At 62.4% G+C, this 21,532-nt stretch carries 27 protein-coding genes; 16 read left to right on the top strand and 11 right to left on the bottom strand.

Translation table 11 applies throughout. From position 1 onward, the window contains the following. The first annotated feature begins 160 nt into the window (after window positions 1-160). From AUL39_RS10265 to AUL39_RS10255, 3 genes are read left to right on the top strand one after another with little or no spacing between them, the layout of a single operon-like run. Window positions 161-475: a PadR family transcriptional regulator gene (locus AUL39_RS10265; protein WP_059055964.1), complete on the top strand. Its 315-nt coding sequence runs from the start codon at window positions 161-163 to the stop codon at window positions 473-475. Beyond that, a complete protein-coding gene (locus tag AUL39_RS10260) occupies window positions 472-1,317 on the top strand; it encodes a DUF1700 domain-containing protein (RefSeq protein WP_059055962.1) in 846 nt (281 codons plus the stop codon). The genes AUL39_RS10265 and AUL39_RS10260 overlap by 4 nt, the downstream gene beginning before the upstream one ends. Before the next feature lie 50 nt (window positions 1,318-1,367). Then, window positions 1,368-2,498, top strand: a complete 1,131-nt coding sequence (locus tag AUL39_RS10255) for an ATP-binding protein (protein WP_059055960.1) — start codon at window positions 1,368-1,370, stop codon at window positions 2,496-2,498. Between the two features lie 9 nt (window positions 2,499-2,507). Here AUL39_RS10255 and AUL39_RS10250 read toward each other — a convergent pair whose 3' ends face one another. From AUL39_RS10250 to AUL39_RS10240, 3 genes are all read right to left on the bottom strand, one after another. Beyond that, on the bottom strand, window positions 2,508-3,392 hold the full coding sequence (locus tag AUL39_RS10250) for a LysR family transcriptional regulator (protein ID WP_059055958.1): 885 nt from the start codon (window positions 3,390-3,392) through the stop codon (window positions 2,508-2,510). A gap of 86 nt (window positions 3,393-3,478) precedes the next feature. Then, window positions 3,479-3,757, bottom strand: a complete 279-nt coding sequence (locus tag AUL39_RS10245) for a type II toxin-antitoxin system RelE/ParE family toxin (protein ID WP_059055956.1) — start codon at window positions 3,755-3,757, stop codon at window positions 3,479-3,481. Further along, on the bottom strand, window positions 3,750-4,004 hold the full coding sequence (locus tag AUL39_RS10240) for a type II toxin-antitoxin system RelB/DinJ family antitoxin (RefSeq protein ID WP_082667393.1): 255 nt from the start codon (window positions 4,002-4,004) through the stop codon (window positions 3,750-3,752). Before AUL39_RS10240 ends, AUL39_RS10245 begins: the two co-directional genes overlap by 8 nt. A 286-nt stretch (window positions 4,005-4,290) precedes the next feature. Between AUL39_RS10240 and AUL39_RS10235 the strand changes: the two genes are divergently transcribed. Further along, entirely contained in the window at window positions 4,291-4,788 is a 498-nt protein-coding gene (locus tag AUL39_RS10235) for a flavodoxin (RefSeq protein ID WP_059055951.1), read from the top strand. A 12-nt stretch (window positions 4,789-4,800) separates the two neighbouring features. Continuing rightward, window positions 4,801-5,550 carry a carboxymuconolactone decarboxylase family protein gene (locus tag AUL39_RS10230; RefSeq protein ID WP_059055950.1) on the top strand — a complete coding sequence of 250 codons (750 nt, stop codon included), beginning with the start codon at window positions 4,801-4,803 and terminating at the stop codon, window positions 5,548-5,550. Window positions 5,551-5,644: 94 nt separating this feature from the next. On the opposite strand, the gene AUL39_RS10225 is transcribed toward AUL39_RS10230, so the two are convergent. Continuing rightward, on the bottom strand, window positions 5,645-6,505 hold the full coding sequence (locus AUL39_RS10225; RefSeq protein WP_160327078.1) for a LysR family transcriptional regulator: 861 nt from the start codon (window positions 6,503-6,505) through the stop codon (window positions 5,645-5,647). A gap of 106 nt (window positions 6,506-6,611) precedes the next feature. Between AUL39_RS10225 and AUL39_RS11575 the strand changes: the two genes are divergently transcribed. From AUL39_RS11575 to AUL39_RS10205, 5 genes are all read left to right on the top strand, one after another. Then, on the top strand, window positions 6,612-6,746 hold the full coding sequence (locus AUL39_RS11575) for a hypothetical protein (protein WP_268873232.1): 135 nt from the start codon (window positions 6,612-6,614) through the stop codon (window positions 6,744-6,746). Between the two features lie 32 nt (window positions 6,747-6,778). Continuing rightward, entirely contained in the window at window positions 6,779-7,654 is an 876-nt protein-coding gene (locus AUL39_RS10220) for an aldo/keto reductase (RefSeq protein ID WP_235810839.1), read from the top strand. A gap of 39 nt (window positions 7,655-7,693) precedes the next feature. Next, window positions 7,694-8,542 carry an aldo/keto reductase gene (locus tag AUL39_RS10215; RefSeq protein WP_059055944.1) on the top strand — a complete coding sequence of 283 codons (849 nt, stop codon included), beginning with the start codon at window positions 7,694-7,696 and terminating at the stop codon, window positions 8,540-8,542. 78 nt (window positions 8,543-8,620) lie between these two features. Continuing rightward, the gene (locus tag AUL39_RS10210; protein WP_059055942.1) at window positions 8,621-9,994 is read left to right on the top strand and encodes an MATE family efflux transporter; all 1,374 of its coding nucleotides are present in this window, start codon (window positions 8,621-8,623) and stop codon (window positions 9,992-9,994) included. Between the two features lie 6 nt (window positions 9,995-10,000). Next, a complete protein-coding gene (locus AUL39_RS10205) occupies window positions 10,001-10,666 on the top strand; it encodes a DUF4143 domain-containing protein (RefSeq protein WP_082667383.1) in 666 nt (221 codons plus the stop codon). Here AUL39_RS10205 and AUL39_RS10200 read toward each other — a convergent pair. After that, window positions 10,612-11,778 (bottom strand): iron-containing alcohol dehydrogenase, encoded by a 1,167-nt coding sequence (locus AUL39_RS10200; RefSeq protein WP_059055938.1) that lies wholly within the window; start codon window positions 11,776-11,778, stop codon window positions 10,612-10,614. The genes AUL39_RS10205 and AUL39_RS10200 overlap by 55 nt on opposite strands. 256 nt (window positions 11,779-12,034) lie before the next feature. Between AUL39_RS10200 and rpiB the strand changes: the two genes are divergently transcribed. Continuing rightward, window positions 12,035-12,478, top strand: coding sequence for a ribose 5-phosphate isomerase B (gene rpiB, locus AUL39_RS10195; protein WP_059055936.1), 444 nt, complete (start codon window positions 12,035-12,037; stop codon window positions 12,476-12,478). A gap of 108 nt (window positions 12,479-12,586) precedes the next feature. Here the strand turns inward: rpiB and AUL39_RS10190 are convergent, their stop codons facing one another. Continuing rightward, window positions 12,587-13,090 (bottom strand): hypothetical protein, encoded by a 504-nt coding sequence (locus tag AUL39_RS10190; protein ID WP_059055933.1) that lies wholly within the window; start codon window positions 13,088-13,090, stop codon window positions 12,587-12,589. Between the two features lie 565 nt (window positions 13,091-13,655). On the opposite strand from AUL39_RS10190, the gene AUL39_RS10185 reads away from it, so the two are divergent. The 4 genes from AUL39_RS10185 to AUL39_RS10170 all read left to right on the top strand — a co-directional run bounded on the left by AUL39_RS10185 (window position 13,656) and on the right by AUL39_RS10170 (window position 16,437). Next, window positions 13,656-14,381: a fructosamine kinase family protein gene (locus tag AUL39_RS10185; RefSeq protein WP_059055931.1), complete on the top strand. Its 726-nt coding sequence runs from the start codon at window positions 13,656-13,658 to the stop codon at window positions 14,379-14,381. A gap of 157 nt (window positions 14,382-14,538) precedes the next feature. Then, window positions 14,539-15,690, top strand: a complete 1,152-nt coding sequence (gene arsB / locus AUL39_RS10180; RefSeq protein WP_082667382.1) for an ACR3 family arsenite efflux transporter — start codon at window positions 14,539-14,541, stop codon at window positions 15,688-15,690. After that, window positions 15,687-16,130: an arsenate-mycothiol transferase ArsC gene (locus AUL39_RS10175; RefSeq protein ID WP_059055930.1), complete on the top strand. Its 444-nt coding sequence runs from the start codon at window positions 15,687-15,689 to the stop codon at window positions 16,128-16,130. Before arsB ends, AUL39_RS10175 begins: the two co-directional genes overlap by 4 nt. Continuing rightward, window positions 16,117-16,437, top strand: coding sequence for an ArsR/SmtB family transcription factor (locus AUL39_RS10170; protein ID WP_059055928.1), 321 nt, complete (start codon window positions 16,117-16,119; stop codon window positions 16,435-16,437). The genes AUL39_RS10175 and AUL39_RS10170 overlap by 14 nt, the downstream gene beginning before the upstream one ends. 21 nt (window positions 16,438-16,458) lie before the next feature. Here AUL39_RS10170 and AUL39_RS10165 read toward each other — a convergent pair whose 3' ends face one another. The 3 genes from AUL39_RS10165 to AUL39_RS10155 form a co-directional block, all read right to left on the bottom strand. Then, window positions 16,459-17,106 (bottom strand): DedA family protein, encoded by a 648-nt coding sequence (locus AUL39_RS10165; RefSeq protein WP_059055926.1) that lies wholly within the window; start codon window positions 17,104-17,106, stop codon window positions 16,459-16,461. 122 nt (window positions 17,107-17,228) lie between these two features. After that, complete coding sequence (locus AUL39_RS10160) at window positions 17,229-17,951, bottom strand: response regulator transcription factor (protein WP_059055924.1); 723 nt, start codon at window positions 17,949-17,951, stop codon at window positions 17,229-17,231. Further along, window positions 17,948-19,438 (bottom strand): HAMP domain-containing sensor histidine kinase, encoded by a 1,491-nt coding sequence (locus tag AUL39_RS10155; protein ID WP_059055922.1) that lies wholly within the window; start codon window positions 19,436-19,438, stop codon window positions 17,948-17,950. Before AUL39_RS10155 ends, AUL39_RS10160 begins: the two co-directional genes overlap by 4 nt. Window positions 19,439-19,651: 213 nt before the next feature. Here AUL39_RS10155 and AUL39_RS10150 point away from each other — a divergent pair, with 213 nt between their 5' ends. After that, complete coding sequence (locus AUL39_RS10150) at window positions 19,652-20,185, top strand: flavin reductase family protein (RefSeq protein WP_059055920.1); 534 nt, start codon at window positions 19,652-19,654, stop codon at window positions 20,183-20,185. A gap of 36 nt (window positions 20,186-20,221) precedes the next feature. On the opposite strand, the gene AUL39_RS10145 is transcribed toward AUL39_RS10150, so the two are convergent. After that, complete coding sequence (locus tag AUL39_RS10145) at window positions 20,222-20,521, bottom strand: YhbY family RNA-binding protein (RefSeq protein WP_059055918.1); 300 nt, start codon at window positions 20,519-20,521, stop codon at window positions 20,222-20,224. Window positions 20,522-20,866: 345 nt separating this feature from the next. Next, the gene (locus AUL39_RS10140; protein WP_059055915.1) at window positions 20,867-21,319 is read right to left on the bottom strand and encodes a MerR family transcriptional regulator; all 453 of its coding nucleotides are present in this window, start codon (window positions 21,317-21,319) and stop codon (window positions 20,867-20,869) included. Window positions 21,320-21,532 lie beyond the last annotated feature (213 nt).

The following is a 21,532-nucleotide window of genomic DNA, read 5'->3' as shown; positions in this document are numbered from 1 at the left end:
CCAATCAGGGGAATTATCGTTGACAATATGCTATGCAATACATAGTATCGTTCTCAGCAGCACATTATGCAATGCATAGTATATATGACGAGGGATTGGCTCTTACGGTTCGGTCGACAGGACGAGGTGAGTCTATTCCAGCGCCAGAGGAGGCGAAAAGATGCAAGCTCAAATGAAACGAGGGCTTTTGGATGTATGCGTCCTAGCGGCTTTGGCGCATGGCGATTCGTATGGCTACCAAATCATAAAAGACGTGCCGCAGACGCTGGCGCTATCTGAGTCCACCCTGTACCCAATCCTGCGCCGCCTGTCAAAACAAGGCGCGCTGCGGGAGTACTCGAAGGAGCACAACGGTCGCTTGCGAAAGTATTACTCGCTGACAGATGAAGGGCGGCAACAACTGCAGTCGTTTGCAGCCGATGCGGACCAGATAGAGGACGTGCTGAACTACGTGAGGGAAGGTGCTCGGCGATGACGAGGGACGAATGGCTGGCTCAGCTTTGTGACAAGCTTCGCAACCAAGGAGTTTCAAAGAAGGACGTGCAGGAGGCCCGAGAGTTCTATGCGGAGGCACTGGATGATTGCATAGAGGACGGCATGACCGAAGCGGAAGCTGTTGCCCACTTAGGTGACGTTAGGGACGCTTGCGCTTCGGTCGTGGAAAGCTTGCCTCCAGCGCGCCGGGCAGTGGCAGGGGTGCGTCAGAGCAGGGAGCGCACCATACTGGTGATAGTGCTACTGATATTGGGCGCCGTTGCTTGGGTTCCCTTGGCTGCCGGTTTGGCCCTCTTGGCTGTTGCAGTCTACGCAATGATTTGGTGCGTAATCGCGGCCGTGTGGGTAGTCGACGTCACGTTGCTCCTTATGGGCGGTGTTGGCATTGCGGCACTGGTAGAGGGGCTAACGGCAGGCGTTTCACTGACGGGGATTTATTCGTGTGGCGTAGGACTGTTACTGTGCGGTGTGGGCATAGCTCTCATGCCCGTAATGGCGATGTGCTCGGGTCAGCTTGCTCGTCTGACGGGAAAATATGCACGTTGGCTAAAACACTTTTTTGTCCGAGTGGCAAGAGGCGACCAGGCGGATGCGGGGTATCAACCTGCCCACGTGGGATCGTGGTGGCAACGCAATGCAGGCTTTTGGAAGCCCTGTCTGCTGGTGGCCTTGGTAGTTGCCGCGGTGGGTGGCGTACTGATGCTGATCTGCCTTATTGCTTGCGGCTTTAACCCGCGGTCGCTGCCCGTGCTTCCCGAGCTTCACGTTTGGGGTGTCTCCGTGGGTCTGGATTTGGCTCATTGGGTGGCGCATATCGGATAGCGAGTACAGCATCCGTACCCATGTGCAATTCAAATGCAAGGGAGGAGCTCATGCCCAAGCCGCTGAAGTTGATAAACCCGTTCAAGCCTACGGCCGGCATGACTCCGCCCGTGCTCATTGGCCGCGAGGGCGTAATCGATGATTTCGTTGATGGTTTGGACAAAGGGCCTGGTGCCCCGAGTCGCCTCATGAGAATTACGGGTTTGGGAGGCTCGGGAAAGACCGTTCTTCTCACCCAGCTGGGTGACATCGCCACTGACCGTGGCTGGACGGTGGTCAACGTGTCGGGCAGGGAGCCGCTCTGTGCTTCCATCCAGGAGCAGCTTGCACACGACACGCAGCTCAGGTCGCTCGACATCAAGATCTCGCTTCCCGTCGTTTCCGCGGAGGCGCATCTTGGTGGCGCGGCGGAGGAGCTGTCGTTCCGGGAGGTGCTGACCCGCGCGACGCGCTCGCTCACCAAGCACGGCTCGGGCCTGCTGATAACCGTGGACGAGGTGCAGGACGCCTCCCACGAGGAGATGGCAACCATAGCCACGAGCGTCCAGTACATGGTTCGGGAGCAGCAGGACATCGGCCTGCTGTTTGCGGGCATCACCACGGGGGTGCTTGACCTCCTGAACGGCGAGGGGATCACGTTCCTGCGACGTGCGAAGGCGGAGGAGCTTGCCAGCATCCCAACGGACGAGGTCGCCCGCGCACTCAGGAAGACGATCGAGGCGTCGGGCCTGCACATCGATGACGACGCGCTTGCCTACGCGGCCGGGCAGTCGCATGGCTACGCATACCTGATCCAGCTGGTCGGCTACTACGTCTGGCGAGAAGGACGGCGACACTCGCGGGAATCCGTCACCATCACGCTGGCGGATGCCAGGCGTGGCTCCGAGATTGCGCTGCAGGAGTTTGGCTCGTCGGTCTTGGAGACGGCCATATCCGGACTGACAAAACCTGCTGTGGACTACCTGCTTGCGATGACCGAGGACGAGGGCGCGTCATCCACGTCAGAGATCGCCAAGCGCATGGGCATGCCGGCACCAAGCGCCAACACGTACCGCAGGATCCTGATCGAGCGGCAGATAATCGAGAGCACGGCGCCGGGGTTCGTGGCGTTCTCGATCCCGTTCATGCGCGAGTACCTGCTGCAGCACCGTGCCGACATCCTCGCGCGCTACGGGGCGTAGTCGGCGCAGTCACTGCTCCAGCGTGGCCCGCAGCTGTTCCAGGAACGCCTCGCATGCGGGCGAGAAGATCCTGTGCCGCTTCCACGCGACCACGGACCCGGTGGTGAGGGCGGGCTCAAGCGGCAGGAAGCGCAGTCTGCTGGTCTGCAGCTCCGGCAGGTGGTCGATGCCCAGCACGCATGCGGTGCCCGCCTCTGCCAGGAGCGCGGCGTTTCCAATCAGGTCGAAGGTGCCCACGACGTTCAGCTGTCCCGGTTTGACGAGGCCGTTTGACCAGGTTGCAAGATCAAACGTTTGGTGCGTGGTGCGCGAGCTTACGAGAAGTGGCATCTGTACCAGAGTCTGCGGCGTCACCGCGTCCAGCATGCCCCAGGGGCTGTGCGTTCCCACCACGACCCCCACGGTGTCGCGCGCCGGCAGCTCTAGGTGGTCGTACTTCTCCACGTTTACGGGTTCGATCATCAGGGCAAAGTCCACAAGGCCGCGCTCCAGGCGCTCCTCCACGGCGTCGGCGTTGCCGGTGTAGAGCTGGCAGGTCACGCGCGGGTGGTTGCGACGCAGCTCGGCAAAGGCATCGGTCAGAACGCGCATGGCCTGGGTCTCGCCCGCGCCGATGCGTACGACGCCTGCGACTTCGCGCTTGGTGCCCATCTCGTCCTCGGTCTGCTGCACCAGCTGCAGGATCTCCTCGGCGCGCTGGCGCAGGCGCATGCCGTCCGCAGTCAGCATGGTTGCGCGATTCGTGCGCACAAAGAGGGTGCACCCCAGCTCGCGCTCCAGGTCGGCCATCTGGCGCGACAGCGTGGGCTGCGTCACGTGCAGGACGTTGGCGGCCTCGGTCATGTTCTGCTCGCGCGCGACGGCGAGGAAGTATTTCAGGGTTCGTAGCTCCATGGCAATGCCTCATTTTAAAAGTAGATAGAGGGATTGTTTCGCTAGCTGGGGGTCCTTCGAAGGCCGATGCCAACAAGAGAAAGCACCTACAGGAGACTATCGTGTGAGCCCGACCTGACCAAAACGAGCTCCAATTCTTCTCTCTCGACCTGGTAGATGAGCAGCCAATCGGCATCAATGTGCAGCTCCCGGTAACCCTTCCAGTTGCCCTTGAGCGCATGGTCTCGCAGCCTAACGAGCGTGGACTCGTCCTCCTCGAACAGTGCTGTGATTGCATCCTGGAGCAGTGCCATGTCGAAATGCTTCTTGCGAAGTTTCTTTATGTCTCGCTCGAATATGGGCAACGCACGGATGGACCTAAGCATCCAAGTCTGCCATCAGGTCGGATACGGATGCGTAACGCTTGCCCTCACCGGCTTCAGCCTGGCGGCGAGCCTCTATGCTGTCGGGATCCTCGACTGAAGGCCTGAAGGGAAGGGCCTGGTCATGAACCGACTGGCGGAGGAAGATGTTGACCGCCGTAGAGATATCGAACCCCATCTGGTTGAAAAGCTCCTGTGCCTGCTTCTTGAGGTTAGGGTCCGTTCGTATGCTTAGCCTTGCTTCCGACATGATTCCTCCCATCAACTATCCTTAGTACAATGTATACTCATTGTATGTCTATTGGGTGTATCTTGGAGGTCAATCCTGGTGTCGTGACAGGTCTCCCTACGGCATCGGCCGAGTAGTTGCCTCGTCTGGCTACCAGTCTAGGTACTGGATTCTTATCAGTAGAAATAAATAGAACGTATGACAAAATCACGTACATAGGCATTTCACATTGCCAGCTCTTGTCTCTACCGTAGTAGCTAGCAAGAAGGGCCGTGCGCCCGACGACGCAACCACAGTGGAGGTGCCCATGGGACGGGTTTTGGTCCTGTACTACAGCTGGTCGAACGGCAACACGGAGCGCGTGGCGAAGGAGCTTGCGGATGCCTGCGGCGCCGATGTTGAGCGCATCGAGACCGCCGTGCTCTACCCCGAGGACTACGACACGACTGTCGACCAGGGCAAGCGCGAGGTCGAGGCGGGCTTCGAGCCCGAGCTGCAGCCGCTGAAGCACGATCCGGCGGACTACGACGTGATTGCCGTGGGCACGCCCACCTGGTGGTACACCATGGCGCCTGCAGTTCGTACGCTGTTGAACTCGCGGAAGTGGAACGGCAAGGTCGTTGTGCCCTTCTCGACCTGCGCCGGATGGGCGGGCTCCACGCTGGATGACATCGCGGGGCTGGCCGAGGGCGCGCGGATTGCCGAGCCGCTCACGGTCACGTTTGGGTCCGACGGCGGCGACCGCATGGTGACGGACCCGCGCAAGGTTACGGATTGGGCTGGCCGCGTGGCCGCCCTGGCATAAGGAGGAACTGACATGAAGCAGACGGCAGGCAGGAACGCACTGGGCGAGTTTGCCCCCATGTTCGCGCACCTCAACGACGACGTGCTCTTTGGCGAGGTGTGGGACCAGGAGGCCATCTCCACCAAGACCAAGTGCATCGTCACCATCGTGGCCCTGATTTCGCAGGGCATCACCGACAGCTCGCTGCGCTACCACCTGGAGAACGCGCGTAACCACGGTGTCACGCGCGCCGAGGCGGCAGCCATCATCACGCATGCCACCATGTACAGTGGCTGGCCCAAGGGCTGGGCAGCCTTCAACCTGGCCAAGGAGGTCTGGAAGGACGACGAGCCCGTGGCTCAGGATGACGTGCGCATTGCCGACCCGTCGGGCCTTTCCAAGGATTTCCCCAAGGGCGAGCCCAACACTGCCTACGCCCAGTACTTCGTGGGCAACAGCTGGTTGGCCCCGCTGGGCGACCCTCAGCTGGGTGCCGCCAACGTGACCTTCGAGCCAGGCTGCCGCAACAACTGGCACATCCACCACAAGGGTGGCCAGGTGCTCATCTGCATCGCCGGTCGCGGCTGGTACCAGGAGTGGGGCAAGCCCGCGCAGGAGCTGAAGCCGGGCGACGTGGTGAGCATCCAGCCCGAGGTCAAGCACTGGCACGGTGCCGCGGCGGACTCGTGGTTCCAGCACATCGCGCTGGCCGTGCCCGCCGAGGGTGCCAGCGCCGAGTGGCTGGAGCCCGTCGACACCCATGTCTACGAGCAGCTGGGCTAAAGCCTTCGGCGACACTCGCTGCCGGCCGCCCATATAGACTCCCAAAAAATCGAGCCCGCCGCACCTCCATGCACGGAGGCGCGGCGGGTTCTCTCTATTCTTTAAACAGGTCGAGTACGCGCGTGACCTGCTCGCTGGAATCGCTCAGGCACGCGGCAAAGTACGTGGCGCTGGCGCCGGTGTCCCAGATGGGGACGCGCGCGCGATTTCGCTCGGGATGTATCGCCTGCGAGGCCTCCGTCACGAAGTTGAACAGGTCCGACGAGCCAATCAGCTGGTCCAGGACCTGCGGGTCCTGTTGCACGATGACCTGCGAGTCGGGCAGCTTCTCTCGCACGACGTCCATCCAGAAGCCGATGGACTCCAGCACCAGGAAGGGGAGGCCGTTCAGGTCGTCCCAGGTCACGTGGTCGCGCCCCGCCAGATTGCAGTCGGGGGGCATCTCGACCGAAAGGCTCTCCGTCATCAGCTGCTGCGTCCTGATGCTCGGCAAACCCAGGGGGCGAATCAGGACTGCAACGTCCACGCTGCGGTCGAGCAGCGCGCGCTCGAGGTCCTGCTCCGCCATGTATTCGGTCGAGAAAATCGTGCCCGGGTAAGCCGTTACGGTGCGTTGGGTGAGCAGCCACATCGGCGCCGGGGCCACGGTGCCCAGCCGGATGGTCCGCATGCGCTTGGCATGCTCGTCCAGGTTGCCCCGCATCACGTCCACGTCCGCAAGCACCTTGCGCGCCCCGTCGAGTGCGATGGCGCCGGCGTCGTTCAGCGTGACACGGTTGCGCGTGTGGGTGAAGAGCTCCTGCCCGAGCTCGGTCTCCAGGGCGTGCATGCCCCTGCTGATGGAGGGCTGCGAGACGTGCAGCGCCTCCGCGGCCTTCGACATGGTGCCCGTCTGCGCGATGGCGACGAGCTGGCGCAGCTGCTCGAGTTCCACGTTCTTCTCCATACTATGCATGCCACGAATACCAACTGCTCTTCTCGGCATTGTACTCCTAGGCTTTCAATCCGTAATCTGTATAGCGAACACAGAGAGGCGCAACGGCGAGAGGGTTGGTAGCGCAATGAGGACATGGCTTATCACGGGCGCGTCGAGCGGTCTGGGCAAGGGCATGGTCGAGGTCGAGTGCAAGACGCTCGAGGACCGCATGACCGAGATCAAACTCTGGAAGGACATCAGTGACGGCACCGACTTCTAACAAGCGGGCGACGCTTCGTTCGGGCGAAGGGATTGGGTGAGAAGGGCATGGAGTACAGGCGGCTATACAACGGGGTCCGGATGCCCATACTGGGCTACGGCGTGTACCAGATCGACAGCCCCCAGACGGAACGCTGCGTCCTGGACGCCATCGACTGCGGATACCGCCTGATTGACACGGCGCAGGCCTACGGCAACGAGGAGGGCGTCGGCTCCGCCGTCGCGAAATCCGGCGTGCCGCGTGACGAGTTGTTCATCACGAGCAAGGTGTGGGTCACGAACTTCGGCGAGGGCAACACGATGCGCTCGATCGACGAGTCGCTGCGCAGGCTGGGGACGGACTACCTGGACCTCATGCTGTTGCATCAGGCCTATGGCGACTACTACGGCGCCTACCGCGACCTCGAGAAGGCATACGAGCAGGGCAAGGTCCGCGCCATCGGCGTCAGCAACTTCGACTTCAACCGCATCCTGGACCTCAGTACGTTCGCTCGCATCAAGCCCATGGTGAACCAGGTCGAGACGCACGTGTACTGGCAGCAGCGCCAGAACCATCAGGTCATGGAGGACCTGGACATCGCGCACGAGGCGTGGAGCCCATTCGCGGAGGGCGCGAACGGCTTCTTTAGGGATCCGATCCTGACGGCCATCAGCCAGGGGCACGGCAAGACCGTGGCGCAGGTGGCGCTTCGCTACCTCATGGACCTGGGCGTCATCGTTATCCCCAAGTCCGTCCACAAGGAGCGTATGGAGCAGAACTTCGACGTGTTCGACTTTGAGCTGACGGACGAGGACAGGGACAGGATCGCGCGGATGGACGCGGACAAGTCGGTCGTCCTGGACCACCGTGACCCCAAGACCGTCGCCTGGCTCATGGGCCTCTTTGCGAACGAGCCCAAGCAGGCGTAGCACACAATAAAAGAAGTAACTTCCTAAGTGGAGGCATCCATGCAGTACCTGACCATGAACGACGGCAACAAGATTCCCCAGCTCGGCTATGGCGTGTTCCAGATGAGCTCGGCCGACGTCGAGAAGCACCTGTCCGAGGCCATCGCCGCCGGCTACACCCACATCGATACCGCGAACGCCTACTACAACGAGGTGGCCGTGGGCAAGGCCATCAAGGCCTCTGGCGCCAAGCGCGAGGACCTCTTCGTGACGTCCAAGCTGTTCCCGCAGGACTACCCGTACCAGAAGTGCAAGGCAGCCATCGACGCGACCTTGGAGCGCCTGGACATGGACTACCTCGATCTTCTCCTCTTCCACCAGCCCTACGGCGAGTACGTCGACGGCTGGCGCGCCATGGAGGAGGCCGTGCGCGAGGGCAAGGTCCGCAGCATTGGCCTGTCGAACTTCAACGAGCGCAAGATTCGCCAGATCCTGGACGTCGCGACCATCAGGCCCGCCGTCATCCAGGTGGAGATCAACCCGCGCTGGAACCAGCACTCGCTCAAGGCCGCCTTTGCCGACGAGCACTTTGTGTGGGAGGGCTGGTACCCGTTGGGTCACGGCGACAAGGAGCTGCTGGCGATGCCCGTCTTCAAGGAGCTGGGCGAGAAGTACGGCAAGACTGCCGCGCAGATCATCCTGCGCTGGCACATGCAGGAGGGCAACGTCGTGTTCCCGAAGACGCTGAACCCGCAACACATGGCGGACAACGCGGACATCTTCGACTTCAAGCTCACGGACGACGAGATGGCCGCAATCAACTGGATTCCCCAGAAGCCGTACTACACCGTTCCCGACGAGGCGCCGGCGTGGGTCTGGGGCCCCAACGACTACTCCCAGCAGGCGTAATATAGGGCGACTCGATACATATGAGACAGCCGGGACCATCCGCAACGCGGGTGGTCCCGGCTGTGTGGAGGGAATGCCTTGGCAAGAAAGCATCACGAGATACAGTTCCTGACGGGAAACCTCTGGACGAACGTGCTGCGCTTCGCCATACCGGTCGCCCTTACGAGCATCCTGGAGCAGCTCAGCAGCCTGATTGACACCGTGATGATTGGCCGCCTGATGGGTCCCGAGGGCACCATAGGCATGGCTGCGGTGGGAGCGAACACCCAGATCACGAGTCTGATCATCGTACTGTTCGTGGGCATCTCGCTGGGTACCAACGTCACGGTCGCCAGCGCTCTGGGCGCTGGCGACCACGAGGCGGCGTCGAGGGCGGCGCACACCTCCATCCTGATGGCGCTGGCGGGCCTGGCGGTAATCGTGTTGGGCGAGCTGGTGGCGCAGCCGGTGCTGGTTCTTTTGCAGGTTCCGCCCGAGACGCTGCCCGACGCGGTCCTCTTCCTGCGGGTGTTCCTGCTTGGCATGCCGTCAATCCTGCTGTACAACTTCGAGGCGGCGATACTTCGCGCGGACGGCGACGCGCGGCTCCCCATGCAGGCGCTGGGCCTCTCGGCGGTGCTGAACGTGGTGCTGGACCTGCTGTTCATTGGCGTGTTCGGTTGGGGCGTGGTCGGATCAGCTATCGCCACCGACCTGTGCTACACCGCCATCGCGGTGCTGCTGTTCGTTCGTCTGCTGCATCTGGACTCGCCGGTGCGCATAGACCCGCACCGCCTGTGCGTGGACCGGAAGAGCCTGCGCACCATCGTGCAGATAGGCCTTCCCGCCGGCATCCAGAGCGCCGTGTTCTCCATCGCCAACATCGTGATCCAAGGTGCCATCAACAGCCTGGGCACCGAGGTCATGGCCGCCTCCAGCGCCGGCATGAACATCGAGTTCGTGTGCTACAGCCTGCTGAACTCGTTCAGCCAGGCATGCACCACGTTCGTGGGGCAGAACCGAGGCGCACGCAACTACGGGCGGTGCCGGAAGACCATGGGCGTGTGCCTGGGGGAGGGCGCCATCGCGGCAGCCTTGCTGATAGCCTTCGCGGTGTTTTTGGGCCGGCAGGTGCTGGGGCTCATAAACCCGGATTCCGCCGTGGTGCAGTACGGCTACATGCGTCTGTGCACCATATTTCCGGCCTACGCGTTCAGCATGGTCTACGAGGCCATCAGCGGCTACCTGCGCGGGTTTGGCATGTCCACGCCGCCGGCGCTGACCACCATGATCGTCATCTGCGGCCTGCGCTTCTTCTGGATTGCGGTCGTGTTCCCTGCCAGCCACACGTTCCAGACCATCATGAACATCTATCCCATCAGCCTGGGCATCAACTGTGCCTGCATCATCGTCCTGCTGCTGGTGCTGCATCCCACGGAGACGCTGGTCAAGAAGGACACGCGTGCGGCGTAGCGTCCCATAGCTGGGCACGGCGCTGCTTCCAGTGGAGGCTATGTCCAGACCTATGTTGAGTGTGACGTCCGCAGGGAGCTTGGCGTTCGCAAGGTGCGGGAGTTCACGACGTTCTTGCAGCTTTGTGCATTGCGCACTGGGCAGCGTCTGAATATAAGCAGCCTGGCATCCGACTGTGGCATTGCGACGAACACCGTTCGCGAATGGCTGTCAGTGCTTGAGACCAGCGGAATCATCTACCTGCTCGAGCCCTTCTTTAGCAACAGGAACAAGAGTCTTACCAAGACCCCGAAGCTCTATTTTCTGGACACGGGTCTTGCTGCCTACCTCATGGGAATTCGCTCAGCCGATGAGCTGCTCCTCAGTGAGTTTAGAGGCGCGCTGTTCGAAACGGCCATCGTTGCCGAGGTCCTGAAGGCCGGTTATGCGCTTGGCTCCAAGCCCGAGCTCTCGTATTGGAGGGACGCCAAGAAGCGCGAGATAGACCTTGTGGTTCGGAGGGGCCTGAAGCCTGTAAGAGCCATCGAGATCAAGTCATCCGCGACGTACAAGTCGCGCTTTTTTGACATGCTCAGGCAGGTTGTCCCCTCCGAACTGGGCCTAGACGAGAAGGACTGCTACATGCTCTCGCGGAGGATCTGCGCGACCTCGTCCGGGGTCAGGGGATGGTAGCCGCCGGTGAGGATGAAGGTGCCCTTTACGGCATCGTCGATCATGTCCTCAGTGAAGCCGAGCTCGCTCAGGTGCTTGACCACGCCAATCTCGTCCATCCACGCGCTCATGGCCTCGAGGCCGGCCTGGGCCACCTCGAGCTCGGACTTGCCGGCATCGTCCACGTTCCACACCACACGCGCGAAGCGGGCGAACTTCTCAACGCCATAGGGCATGACCAGGCGGTAGTAGGGCAGGCTTACGGCAGAGAGCGTCATGCCGTGCGTGGCATCGGTGAGGGCGCCCACGGCCTGGCCGATCATGTGGACCTCCCAGTCGGTCGCCTTGCCGCAGGCGATGGCCGTGTTGAGCGCCCAGGTGCAGACCCAGGAAATGTTGGAGCGGGCCTCGTAGTTGGTGGGGTCCTTAACGGCGATGCGGCTTGCGTGCACGAGGCTGCGCATGAGGCCCTCGGCCATGTAGTCTGAGGTGTTGTCGTCCGTGCCGGAGAAGTACTGCTCGCAGATGTGGTTGAAGGCGTCGTAGATGCCGGAGCGCATCTGGTAGTCCGGGACCGTGAAGGTGAGCTCGGGGTTCACGATGGCAAACCTGGGCATCACCTCGGGGCCAAAGACGTGGCCGATCTTGAGGCCCTGCTCGTGGTTGGTGATGACGGAGCCGGCGTTCATCTCGGAGCCGGTGCCGCTCATCGTGAGGATGTCGCCCACGGGGATGATCCTGCCGTCGGGGTTCTCCATCTTGAGGTAGAACTTCTCCCACGCGTCGCCGTCGTACCAGGCGCTCACGGAGACGCCTTTCGCGTAGTCGATCACCGAGCCGCCGCCCACCGCGAGGATGAGGTCGACGTCGTTATCGCGGGCGACCTTGCGACCTTCGTCCAGCTTCTGGACGGTGGGGTTGCTCATGACGCCGGGGACCTCGAACACGTTCTTCCCCGCGGCGGTGAGAATGGCGATGATTTTGTCGTAGAGGCCGGATCGCTTGATGGACCCGCCGCCGTAGGTGAGCATGACGTTGGGACCGTACTCCGCGAGCTCGTCGTGGAGCTGGTCGAGGGAGTCCGGACCAAAGTGGACGCGGACCGGGTTGTGGTAGGTAAAGTTGCCGAGCATGGTGCTCCTCTCGCCGTGGGCTTTCCTGAGATGGATGCCCTTCTCGATTGCTGTTGTACTATTTAAACCTGACTTTAGGTCAAGAGCATTTGTATGAGAATTGCTGCGGCAGGCTTTGCGGAGCGGCGAACATGTGGGGCATTACCGTGGCGGCGTACGTTTGGAGCGGTATCCCCTGGTTTCCAGTCGTACTATGAGATGTCGCCTGGCCGACGCTTCCCGTCGGCTGGCCCCAACAACGAGGGAAGGATGAGACATGATTGCTTTGGGCTGTGACCACGGTGGTTTCGAGCTCCTCCAGGAGGTCAAGGCACACCTGGACAAGCTTGGTTTTCAGTACAAGGACTTTGGCACGTACAGCACCGAATCCGTTGACTACCCGGACTATGCAGCCAAGGTTGCGCGCGCGGTTCAGAGCGGCGAGTGTGACCGCGGCATCATCATCTGCGGTACCGGCATTGGCGTCTCCATTGTTGCCAACAAGTTCAAGGGCATCCGCGCGGCGCTGTGCGGCGACTGCTTCTCGGCCGAGGCCACGCGCCAGCACAACGACGCCAACATCCTCACGATGGGCGCGCGCGTGACCGGCCCTGGCCTTGCGCTCAAGATCGTGGACACGTTCCTCGATACGCCGTTCAGCGGCGATGAGCGCCACGTCCGTCGCATTGCGAAGATTTCCGCAATCGAGGACGAGCAGTAAAGCGTTGACATGTGGCGCTGTCGGCTAGGGCCGGCGGCGCCACTGGGTGATGCTTGGAGCTTTGCGGTGTTTCTCAGCGAGGACCTGCCGACGTCTGCGGCAAGAGGGCTATCGTGCTGCCTGTTCCGCGGCGTTGCCTGCGGCCTCGCGCTTCTCGCCAAACAGGGCGCCAAAGACCCCGCGCACGATTGGCCCCGCGACAAAGAACTGCCAGAAGAAGGCCATGGGCAGGTTGAGGATGGTAGTCTGGATCCACGTCGCGAGAATATTGACGTTGGCCGGGCGCTTGATGATCAGCGTGGCAGCGAGGCTCATGAGCGGGCACATAAGCTGGACGCTTAGCGCGGAGATTGCGGCGACCATCGCAAAGGGCGTCTGGGGACGCGGGCCAACTAGCTTTGCCGCATGACGTGACGCAATGGGGGAGACCACGAGCATGTCGAGAAGAAATGCGATTGGTCCCATAAAGGCAAGCTCGGGCAGGGCCTCGACAAAGACGAAGTTGGACAGGCCGCCGACCTCGAGCGTGATGTTGTAGCAGATCATCCCATACACCATGACAAGAACCATCATGAGGGTGAAGATAGCAGTCTGGATGCGGTTTTTCGGCATGTAAACCTCCCGGGTTGATGCAGTGTTGTTCGTTATCACCGGGAGGGTGTGCGTTTCCAAGGATACCTGCAATGAGTTGTGTCCCAAAGACCCTAGCATGTCTCGCGCCCTGCCAAGGGGGCGCGGTTTGCGACGCGGACAAACTCTTCATAGGTTTTTGTTGGGTGTCGGCGGCGGGGGAGGTGGCGTTGTTGCGCCGCGGTTGGCGTCGGAGCGGGGGTTTCGTACGGAGTCGCTGCGGGAATGCGCCCTGTGGCGACGATTTGACGCCACAGCGGGGGCTACGTGCGGAGTTGCTGCTGGAGCTGCCCCTGTGGCGCCAAAACGACGCCACAGCGAGGGTTTCTGCAATTGCGTCGCGACCCTCGTGAGCGAAGATGAGAATCCCGTACCCTTAACCCGCTCCATGATGCAAGCTAGAAGCGCGTGAAAATGCGTACGCTGCTGGGGGGCGGTCCAGACGTTCGAAACCTTTGAGAAGAGAGACGAGAACCCGCGGTCAGACCTCACGGGTGAGGCGGCTGGCCTGCGCTGGCTCGGCGAGGCCGAGAAGGACGGTGGCCTTGTGTGCTCTCGCGTTGTGGAGGCAGGCGCCCATCGTCTGCTTGAGGAGCGCATTGAGGAGGGCGCGCCCACGCGCGAGAAGGCCCGTCTCGCCGGTGCCGCTCTCGCACGCACGCATGCTGCCGGAGCGTCGTGGTATGGGTGCCCGCCGCCGGACTGGAATGGCGACGGCTACGTGATTGGCCGCTCTCTCACGCCCGTGGTGCCTGCCGAGCCAACCGAAGCCACCAAGAGCTGGGGCGCCGTCTGTGCTACGTCACGCGTGATGCCTCACCTGCGCACGATTCGCAATGACGGCCTGGTAGACGCTTCGGAGGCACGTCTTCTTACCCACGTGGCCGATCGCATGGCGGCAGGGGACTTCGACTCTCCAGAACCGGAGCTTGTCCACAGCCGGGGGCATCGCTGCTCGCGCATCCACGGCGACCTCTGGGCTGGCAATCTCCTCTGGGCAGCCGAAGGCTCCCGTACCGCCGCTACTGGCGCCGCGCTTATCGACCCCATGGCGTCGGGCGGCCACGCCGAGACCGACCTCGCCATGCTCCAGCTCTTTGGCTGCGCGTACCTGGACGATTTTCTCGCCGCCTACAACGATGTGTCGCCGCTGGCAGACGGATGGCGCGATCGCGTGGGCATCCACCAGCTGGTGCCGGTGCTTCTGCATTGCGTGCTCTTTGGCGAGAGTTACGTGGGCCTCGCGCTTTCCATTGCCCGTCGTTACGCGTAACGCTGGTGCGCATGGGATCGGCGTGTTCGTTGTGGCGCGATTCTCTCACAATAGATTGACAATTATCGATACAAGCCTACTATCAGAGATGCATTGACATATATCGATATAACCCACGTGGCGCTCCTCCAAGGCCTCTGGGCGAAAGGACTAGGCAATGGCGAGAGAAACAAGCGCAAACATCGCTGGCGCGTCATCGGAAGTCACGGCTCCTTCTGCGGGAACCGCAGCGCGTCTGGGAGTGCGGGACCGGCTCCTCACGCTGTGGATCTTCCTCGCCATGGCCGCTGGCATCCTGCTTGGTGCCGTGGCTCCGGGCGTCTCCGATGCGCTTAATTCAATTTCGGTAGGCACCACAAACGTCCCGCTTGCCATTTGCATGATGCTCATGCTGTATCCGCCGCTCGCAAAGGTTCGCTACGCAGAGCTGCCTCGCGTGTTTCGGAACGCACGGGCCTTGGGAATCATGCTCCTGTTCTGCGCCGTTATTGGCCCGCTGCTTATGTTTGTGCTGGCGACCACCTTCCTGCGCGACCAGCCGGACTACATGACGGGGCTCATTCTCATTGGCATTGCGCCCTGCATCGCCATGGTCATCGTGTGGAACGGCCTCGCCGGCGGTGACACGGAGTGGTGCGCCGGCTTTGTCGCCGTCAACGCCATTCTTCAGGTGCTGCTCTACGGCCCCATGGCATGGCTCTTTGCGACGCAGCTCACGTCTCTTGTGGGGGCGCCGGTTGTGACCGTGAGCCTCTCTGTGGGAGACGTGGCCGGAACGGTTGCCTTCTACCTGGGGATTCCCTTCGCTGCGGGCGCTCTGGGGCGCCTGGCACTTGAGCGCGCAAAGGGTCGCGACTGGTACGAGGGCGTGTTTCTCCCGCGCATCTCGCCCGTCTCGTTTGTGGCACTTCTCGCGACCATCATCCTCATGTTCTCGCTCAAGGGCCGTCAGATCGTGCAGCTTCCGCTCGATGCGGTTCGTATCGCAATTCCCCTGGTCATCTACTTTGCGGTGATGTTCTTCTCGAGTTTTGCGGTTGCGCATGCGGCGGGTTTCTCGTACCCGCAGACGAGCGCCATCGCCTTTACCGCAACCGGCAACAACTTTGAGCTTGCGATTGCCGTGGCGGTGGCTACGTTTGGCCTGGGCTCGGGCGAAGCGTTTGCGGCGGTTGTTGGGCCTCTCATCGAGGTCCCCTCGCTCATCCTCTTGGTGAACGCCGCGCTGGCAATGCGGCGACATTGCTCGTGGCCTGAGGACGACATGCCCTTCTCGGTGGGACAGGGCGCCGAGAAGGAGCGCGCATGATGGACACCCCAATTGTCGCCTTTGTCTGCACGCACAACGCCTGTCGCAGCCAGATGGCGCAGGCGCTGGCCCAGACCCTTATGCCCGGGAGGGCCACGTTCCTCTCGGCGGGGACCAGTCCGGCGGATCGCGTTGACGCAGGTGCTTTGGAGGAGCTCTCTCGTCGCGGGGTCGCGTCGCAGCTCATCGACTCCCTGCGCCCAAAGTCTCTCTGGGAGCTACCCCCTCGCGTCGACTGGCTGGTGACCATGGGCTGTGGCGTCGCGTGCCCTTCGCTTCCGTGTGCGCACCGTGAGGATTGGGGTCTTGCCGACCCAATGGGTGGACCCAAGGGCGGATACGAGGCCTGCGCACAAGACATCCTTGCTCACCTTGCCGACCTCCGTGCGAGAATGGATGCCGAGCGATTAGGCGAGGGGGGCGCTGATGAGCGCGGTTGACGCAAGAATGTTCAAGGCTCTGGCGGACGAGAACCGCCTTGCCATCGTGCGCATGGTGGGCGCATGCGGGGAGGTGTGCGCGTGCGATCTGCTTTCCGGGCTCAAGATCTCACAGCCCACGCTCTCCCACCACATGAAGGTGCTCTGCGACTGCGGACTGGTGCGCTGCAGGCGAGAAGGACGTTGGTGCCACTACTCGATTGACGCCGGCGCGGCTGCAAAACTTGCAGGGTTCTTCTCGGAACTTGCCACGCCATCTGTTCACGGGGACCGGTGCTCATGCAGCGGCTGCGGTGCCGGCGAGTAGTCTCGTCTCGTCCTTCACGGCCTACTCGGCGCCCTCGGAGCGCACGGCGTTCCTTATTGCGGGGACCGCGCGCTTTGCCACCAAGAGCGCCAGTGCAACGACAATGGCCCCAATCACGATAAGGGTCATCACGTCGATGGCCTGCGTGGCGTTGGCCGAGGCGCTCTCCCAGGCAGATCCTGCGGCGTAGCCAAGCGTGCAGAGCACGGTGTTCCATGCGAGCGAGCCAAGGAAGGTGTAGGCCGAGAAGCGCGCAACGCCCATGCCGGAGGTGCCGGCGGGGATTGAGATGAGGCTGCGCACCACGGGAATGCAGCGGCATGCTAGCACGCTTACCTGCCCGTGCTTCCTAAACCATCCGATGGCGCTCGATACGTCTGCGGGCTCGGAGCCAAGCATACGCAGGGGCTTGGTGCCCATGAGGCGCTCAAGGCGCTCTTGGCTGAGGACTCGCCCAATGCCGTACAGGACGTATGCCCCAAGGAGCGAGCCAATGGTTGCTGCGAGGATGGTCGCGGGAAGCCAGAGCGAGCCAATACTCGACATGAAACCGGCTGCCGGCAGGATGGCCTCGCTGGGTATGGGCGGGAAGACGTTCTCGAGAAAGATGAGCGCGGAGAGGGCAAGGTAGCCGTATTGCGCGACAAAGGAAAGGACGAATCCCTGCATAATTGCTCCTTAGCGTAGTGCCGCGGTGGCACCCCGTTGGCTTGTTGGCAGCAACACATGCTAAGGAAGCGCGCTAAACGCCCCGGCACGCAAAGATAAACGCTGGCTAAACGCGAGGCGGGCTACATGTTGTCATTGGAGCGCAGGATGTAGCCCGCGCCACGCACGGTCTGGATGAGCGTTGGGTTCGCGGGATTGCGCTCGAGCTTCTCGCGCAGCCTGTTCACGTGCACCGTGACCGTTGAGCCATCGCCCACGGCGTCCTCGCCCCATACGCGCTGGTAGAGGGCCTGCCGGCTAAAGACGGTGTCCGGTCTCTGCGCGAGGAACAGCAGCAGCTCGTACTCGCGGTTGGTGAGCGCAACCTCGCTGTCCGCCACGCGCACGACGTGCGAAGCCGGGCAGATGCGCACATCGCCAAACACAATGTCGTCTACCTGGGGCTTGTTTGTATCGACGGCTGGCGCGGCCGCATTGCTCGCGCGCTCGGCGCTGGCGAGGCACGCCTTCACGCGCGCCACGAGCACGCTGGGCGAGAAGGGCTTGGTCACGTAGTCGTTGGCGCCGGTTCCAAGGCCGCGGATTACGTCGATGTCCTCGCTGCGCGCGGTCACCATGATGATGGGGACGCCAGAGCGCTCGCGGATTGACCGGCACACGGAAAGGCCGTCTTCACCAGGCAGCATGAGGTCGAGTATGACCAGGTCAAAGCCACCGCTTCGTGCAAGCGAGAGACCTCGGCGTCCGTCTGGGGCAATCGCGGTGTCAAAGCCGCTTGCCTCGAGATAGTCGCGCTCGAGCTCGGCGATGTCCTTGTCGTCCTCAACAATCAAGATCTTGCTCATGCGGGAGCCCCCTCCGTGCCGTGCTCCTTGGCCGGCGTGTCTGTTGTGCGCAGCGTGAGAGTTATGCGCAGCCCGTGCGGCACGACGTTCTCCACCGTGGCATCACCGCCCATCGCCCGCATGGCGCGCTGGACAATGGCCAGGCCAAGGCCGCTGCCGCCGGACGTTGCCGTGCGCGACGGGTCGGTGCGGTAGAACACGTCAAAGATGCGCCCGAGCGACTCCGCAGGCACACCGGGGCCGTTGTCGGCTATCACTACCCGCACGCGGCTTCCGTCCGTGGTGATGCCCGTGCGGACCGAGACCGCAGCGCCAGGCGCGTGGCGTGAAACGTTGAGCAGCACGTTTGACACTGCCTGTCTCAGGAGGCGCTCGTCTGCGAGCACCGTTGCGGGGGTCAGGTCCACCTGGGATAACGTGGTGCCCGTGCGCTCAAGTTCCGGCGCAAGGTCGCTTAGGACGCCTTGCAGGAACGTGTCCACGCGCACGGGGCGCTCCTCGTGCGGAAAGTCCCCAAGGTCAAGCTTGGAGAACGTGAACAGCTCGGATACCAGGCCGTCCATCTCCTCGGCCTTGGAGGCGAGGCGCGTGGCGTAGCGCTCGCGCATCTGGGGCGTCGTGGCAATGCCGTCCCTTAGCCCCTCGGCGTAGCCGCGGATTGAGGTGAGCGGCGAGCGCAGGTCGTGCGAGATGCACGCGATGAGCTCCTGGCGGCTCCGCTGGTCGCGCTGCTGTCGCTCCTCGGATGCCTGAAGCTGGGCGGCCATGTGGTCAAACGAGTCTGCGATGGGGCGGAACTCGTCGTCGCGGTCGTAGTGGATGCGGTAGGAGAGGTTGCCGGCGGAGAGCTGCCGGACGCCTTCCTCAAGGTGCCCAAGCGACCACTCGATGCGGTCGAACACGTAGCGGTGGCAGAAGCGATTCACGAGAAGGACCGAGCCAGCGGCGGTGAGCGCCAGGATGAAGGCGCTGGCTGCGGCCATGTGCTTGATGGTGCCGTCTGCGACCTCGGTGAGCGAGCCAAACACGGCGACCTGGTAGCTCGTCGTGCCGTCACTGGAGGTCTCTGCCTTGAGGAACGCCATGCGCTCGCCCGAGCGCATCGTGACGGGGCTTTCGCCTGTGGCGCTGGCGGCAAGCGCGAGCGAGAGGTCCGTTCCCGTGACGCCACTGGTGGAGAAGACGGCACGCCCGTCCTCAATGACGGCGAGGTCAAGGCCCTGCCCCTGGAGGAGGGAGGTGACGCCGTCATACGAGGCTGACGCCGGCGAGGTGTCGCCCACGGTGTTCTCGACAAGCTCCGCTGCCGTGGTGGCCGCCCAGCAGAAGTCGCTTTCGCTGTCGAGCCCCAGGCCCTTGTGGCTGGCAGTGTTGAGCATCACGACGAGACATGCCACGCCAACGAGTGCCGTCACGAGGACTGGCACCACGACCATGATTACGTTGGAGACAAGGAGCCTGTGGCGGATGGTCTGCCTCGACGTCATTGGTGCGCGTTCCTCTCGTCATTGCCGTCGGGGAGGATGGGGCGGCTACTCCGGTATCGGCGCGTTGATAGCCGGGCGGCGCTCGCCTCCCAATATGCACTGTCGCTTGCGTTGTTGCAAGGAGCTGGAGCCCGGCGCCTGGGTATAACCGTGGCAGTTCCAATCTGTCCCCCAGGCGCCTTGCTGCGGGACCTACCAAGGGGGAGTGATTTCATGGGCGAGAAGATTGATGTGCTGGAGCACGCAGGCGGAATCCTGACCGCCGTCAACAGAGGCGTGCTGCTCACCAGCGCGGCGCACGGGAAGGTCAATACCATGACCATCTCGTGGGGTACGCTGGGCGTGGAGTGGGCGCGGCCGGTGTTTGTCACCTTCGTGCGCGAGGGCCGCTTTACCCGTACGCTGCTGGACGAGACGGGCGAGTTCACCATTGGCGTGCCGGGAGAGGGCTTTGACCGTAGGATTCTCGCCCGCGCAGGAAGCATCACTGGTCGCGACATCGATAAGATCGCTGAGCTGGGGCTGCACACGGTAGAGCCTCAGGTTGTGTCCGTGCCAGCGATTGCGGAGACCGCCCTTACCCTTGAGTGCCGTGTCGTGCATCACCAGCTCCAGGACCGCAAGGCCCTGCCGGCGGACATCCTTGCGCGCTTCTATCCAGAGGACGTGCCGAGCACCAACTGCGATTCCAACCGCGACATGCACATCGCCTACTACGGCGAGGTTGTGGCCGCGTACACGATGTAGGTCTGCGGGAGGCCGCGTCGATGGCCGCTCTTGCTCCTACACCAGCTGGATGTGCTCGATGTCCTCGCGCTGAGAAGTGCGATAGAGCACGAACTTGTGGCCGATTACCTGGACCACCTGGGCGTGCGTGGGGCGGGCGAGCGCGGTTGCCGCTTCGCGGGTATCCATGCCCGAAGTGCCCTGAACCGAGCACTTGACCAGCTCGTTTGCCTCAAGAGCGGAGTTGGTCTGGCGCACAACGGCGTCCGTAATACCGGCCTTGCCAACGCCGATGGTCGCCTCGAGTCGGTTGGCCATGCTGCGGAGCTGGCGAATCTGACGGCCGGTGAGTTCCATGGTTCCTCCTGTGTTGAAGCGCAGGGCTTCTAAATGCGGGGCTATCGCTGGTAATAACGATACGGCAGGTTACCACGCGCGGGCGCCGAAAGGAGCTTGCCCCTCTGTTCCCCTCAAAGCGTGCACGATGCGCTGCGGTGGCAATGTCGAGAAGGAAGCGGCCGGGTTGCTCCCCTCGTCGAATCTGAAGGCGCGAATCTCGAACGGTTAGCCCGCCTTAAATGGCGAAGCTGCGCGCCTTACCAGCGGTGTCGCTGATATTGGACGGTTAACCCGGCTTAAACGTTCGGATTTTTCCTAACTGGCGAGAATCCGCGGCTACGGCGACCGAAGGTCTTCATGCCGCTAGGCGTTCTCGTCCGTCTTGCTGTGCGCGGCGTACCACAGGCGACGGCCATCCTCGGGAAGGTCCTCGGGAAGGTTGGCCGCAAAGTCTTCGTTGCCTTGCTCGCAGGCCTTGCCGTAGTACCAGCACTTCCAGCTGAGCATTGCGCGCGTGCGCTCCAGCTCGGCGATCTTCTCGTCTACTTCGCGCCTCTGTTTGCGGAAGAGCTCCAGCCGGTCGGCGTACGTACCGGGCCCCTCCTGGCACCAATCCATGAACTTCTTGATGTCACGAATCTCCAGCCCGGAGCGCTTGAGGCACTCGATTACGCGTAGTGCTTCCAGCTGTTCCTCGTCAAAACGGCGGGGGCCCGACGTGCGCGCCAGACCGGGGAGAAGCCCCATCTTGTCGTAGTAACGCAGAGTGGACATGGGCAAATCGAACATCTGCGACACCTGGCCTATGGTGTACATGTGTCGCCTCCCGAGATACATAAACCTAAAGTCAGATAGAGATTTTACAATGGGTTCGAGGCGCTTACAAACTTGCGTCTTCTTCTTTCTGGCGTTGTTCCTGGGGTCATGTTGCCACCAACCGACGCGAAAAGCCTCCGAGCGGGGTGTCCTGCCCAAAATTTGCGGTTGCCGGCCCAAAATCGGGGTTTCGCTTAGTATCACCCCACAAGT

It is taken from the genome of Tractidigestivibacter scatoligenes (assembly GCF_001494635.1).
GTDB lineage: Bacteria > Actinomycetota > Coriobacteriia > Coriobacteriales > Atopobiaceae > Tractidigestivibacter > Tractidigestivibacter scatoligenes.
This window is presented reverse-complemented; position numbering and strand designations above follow the sequence as displayed.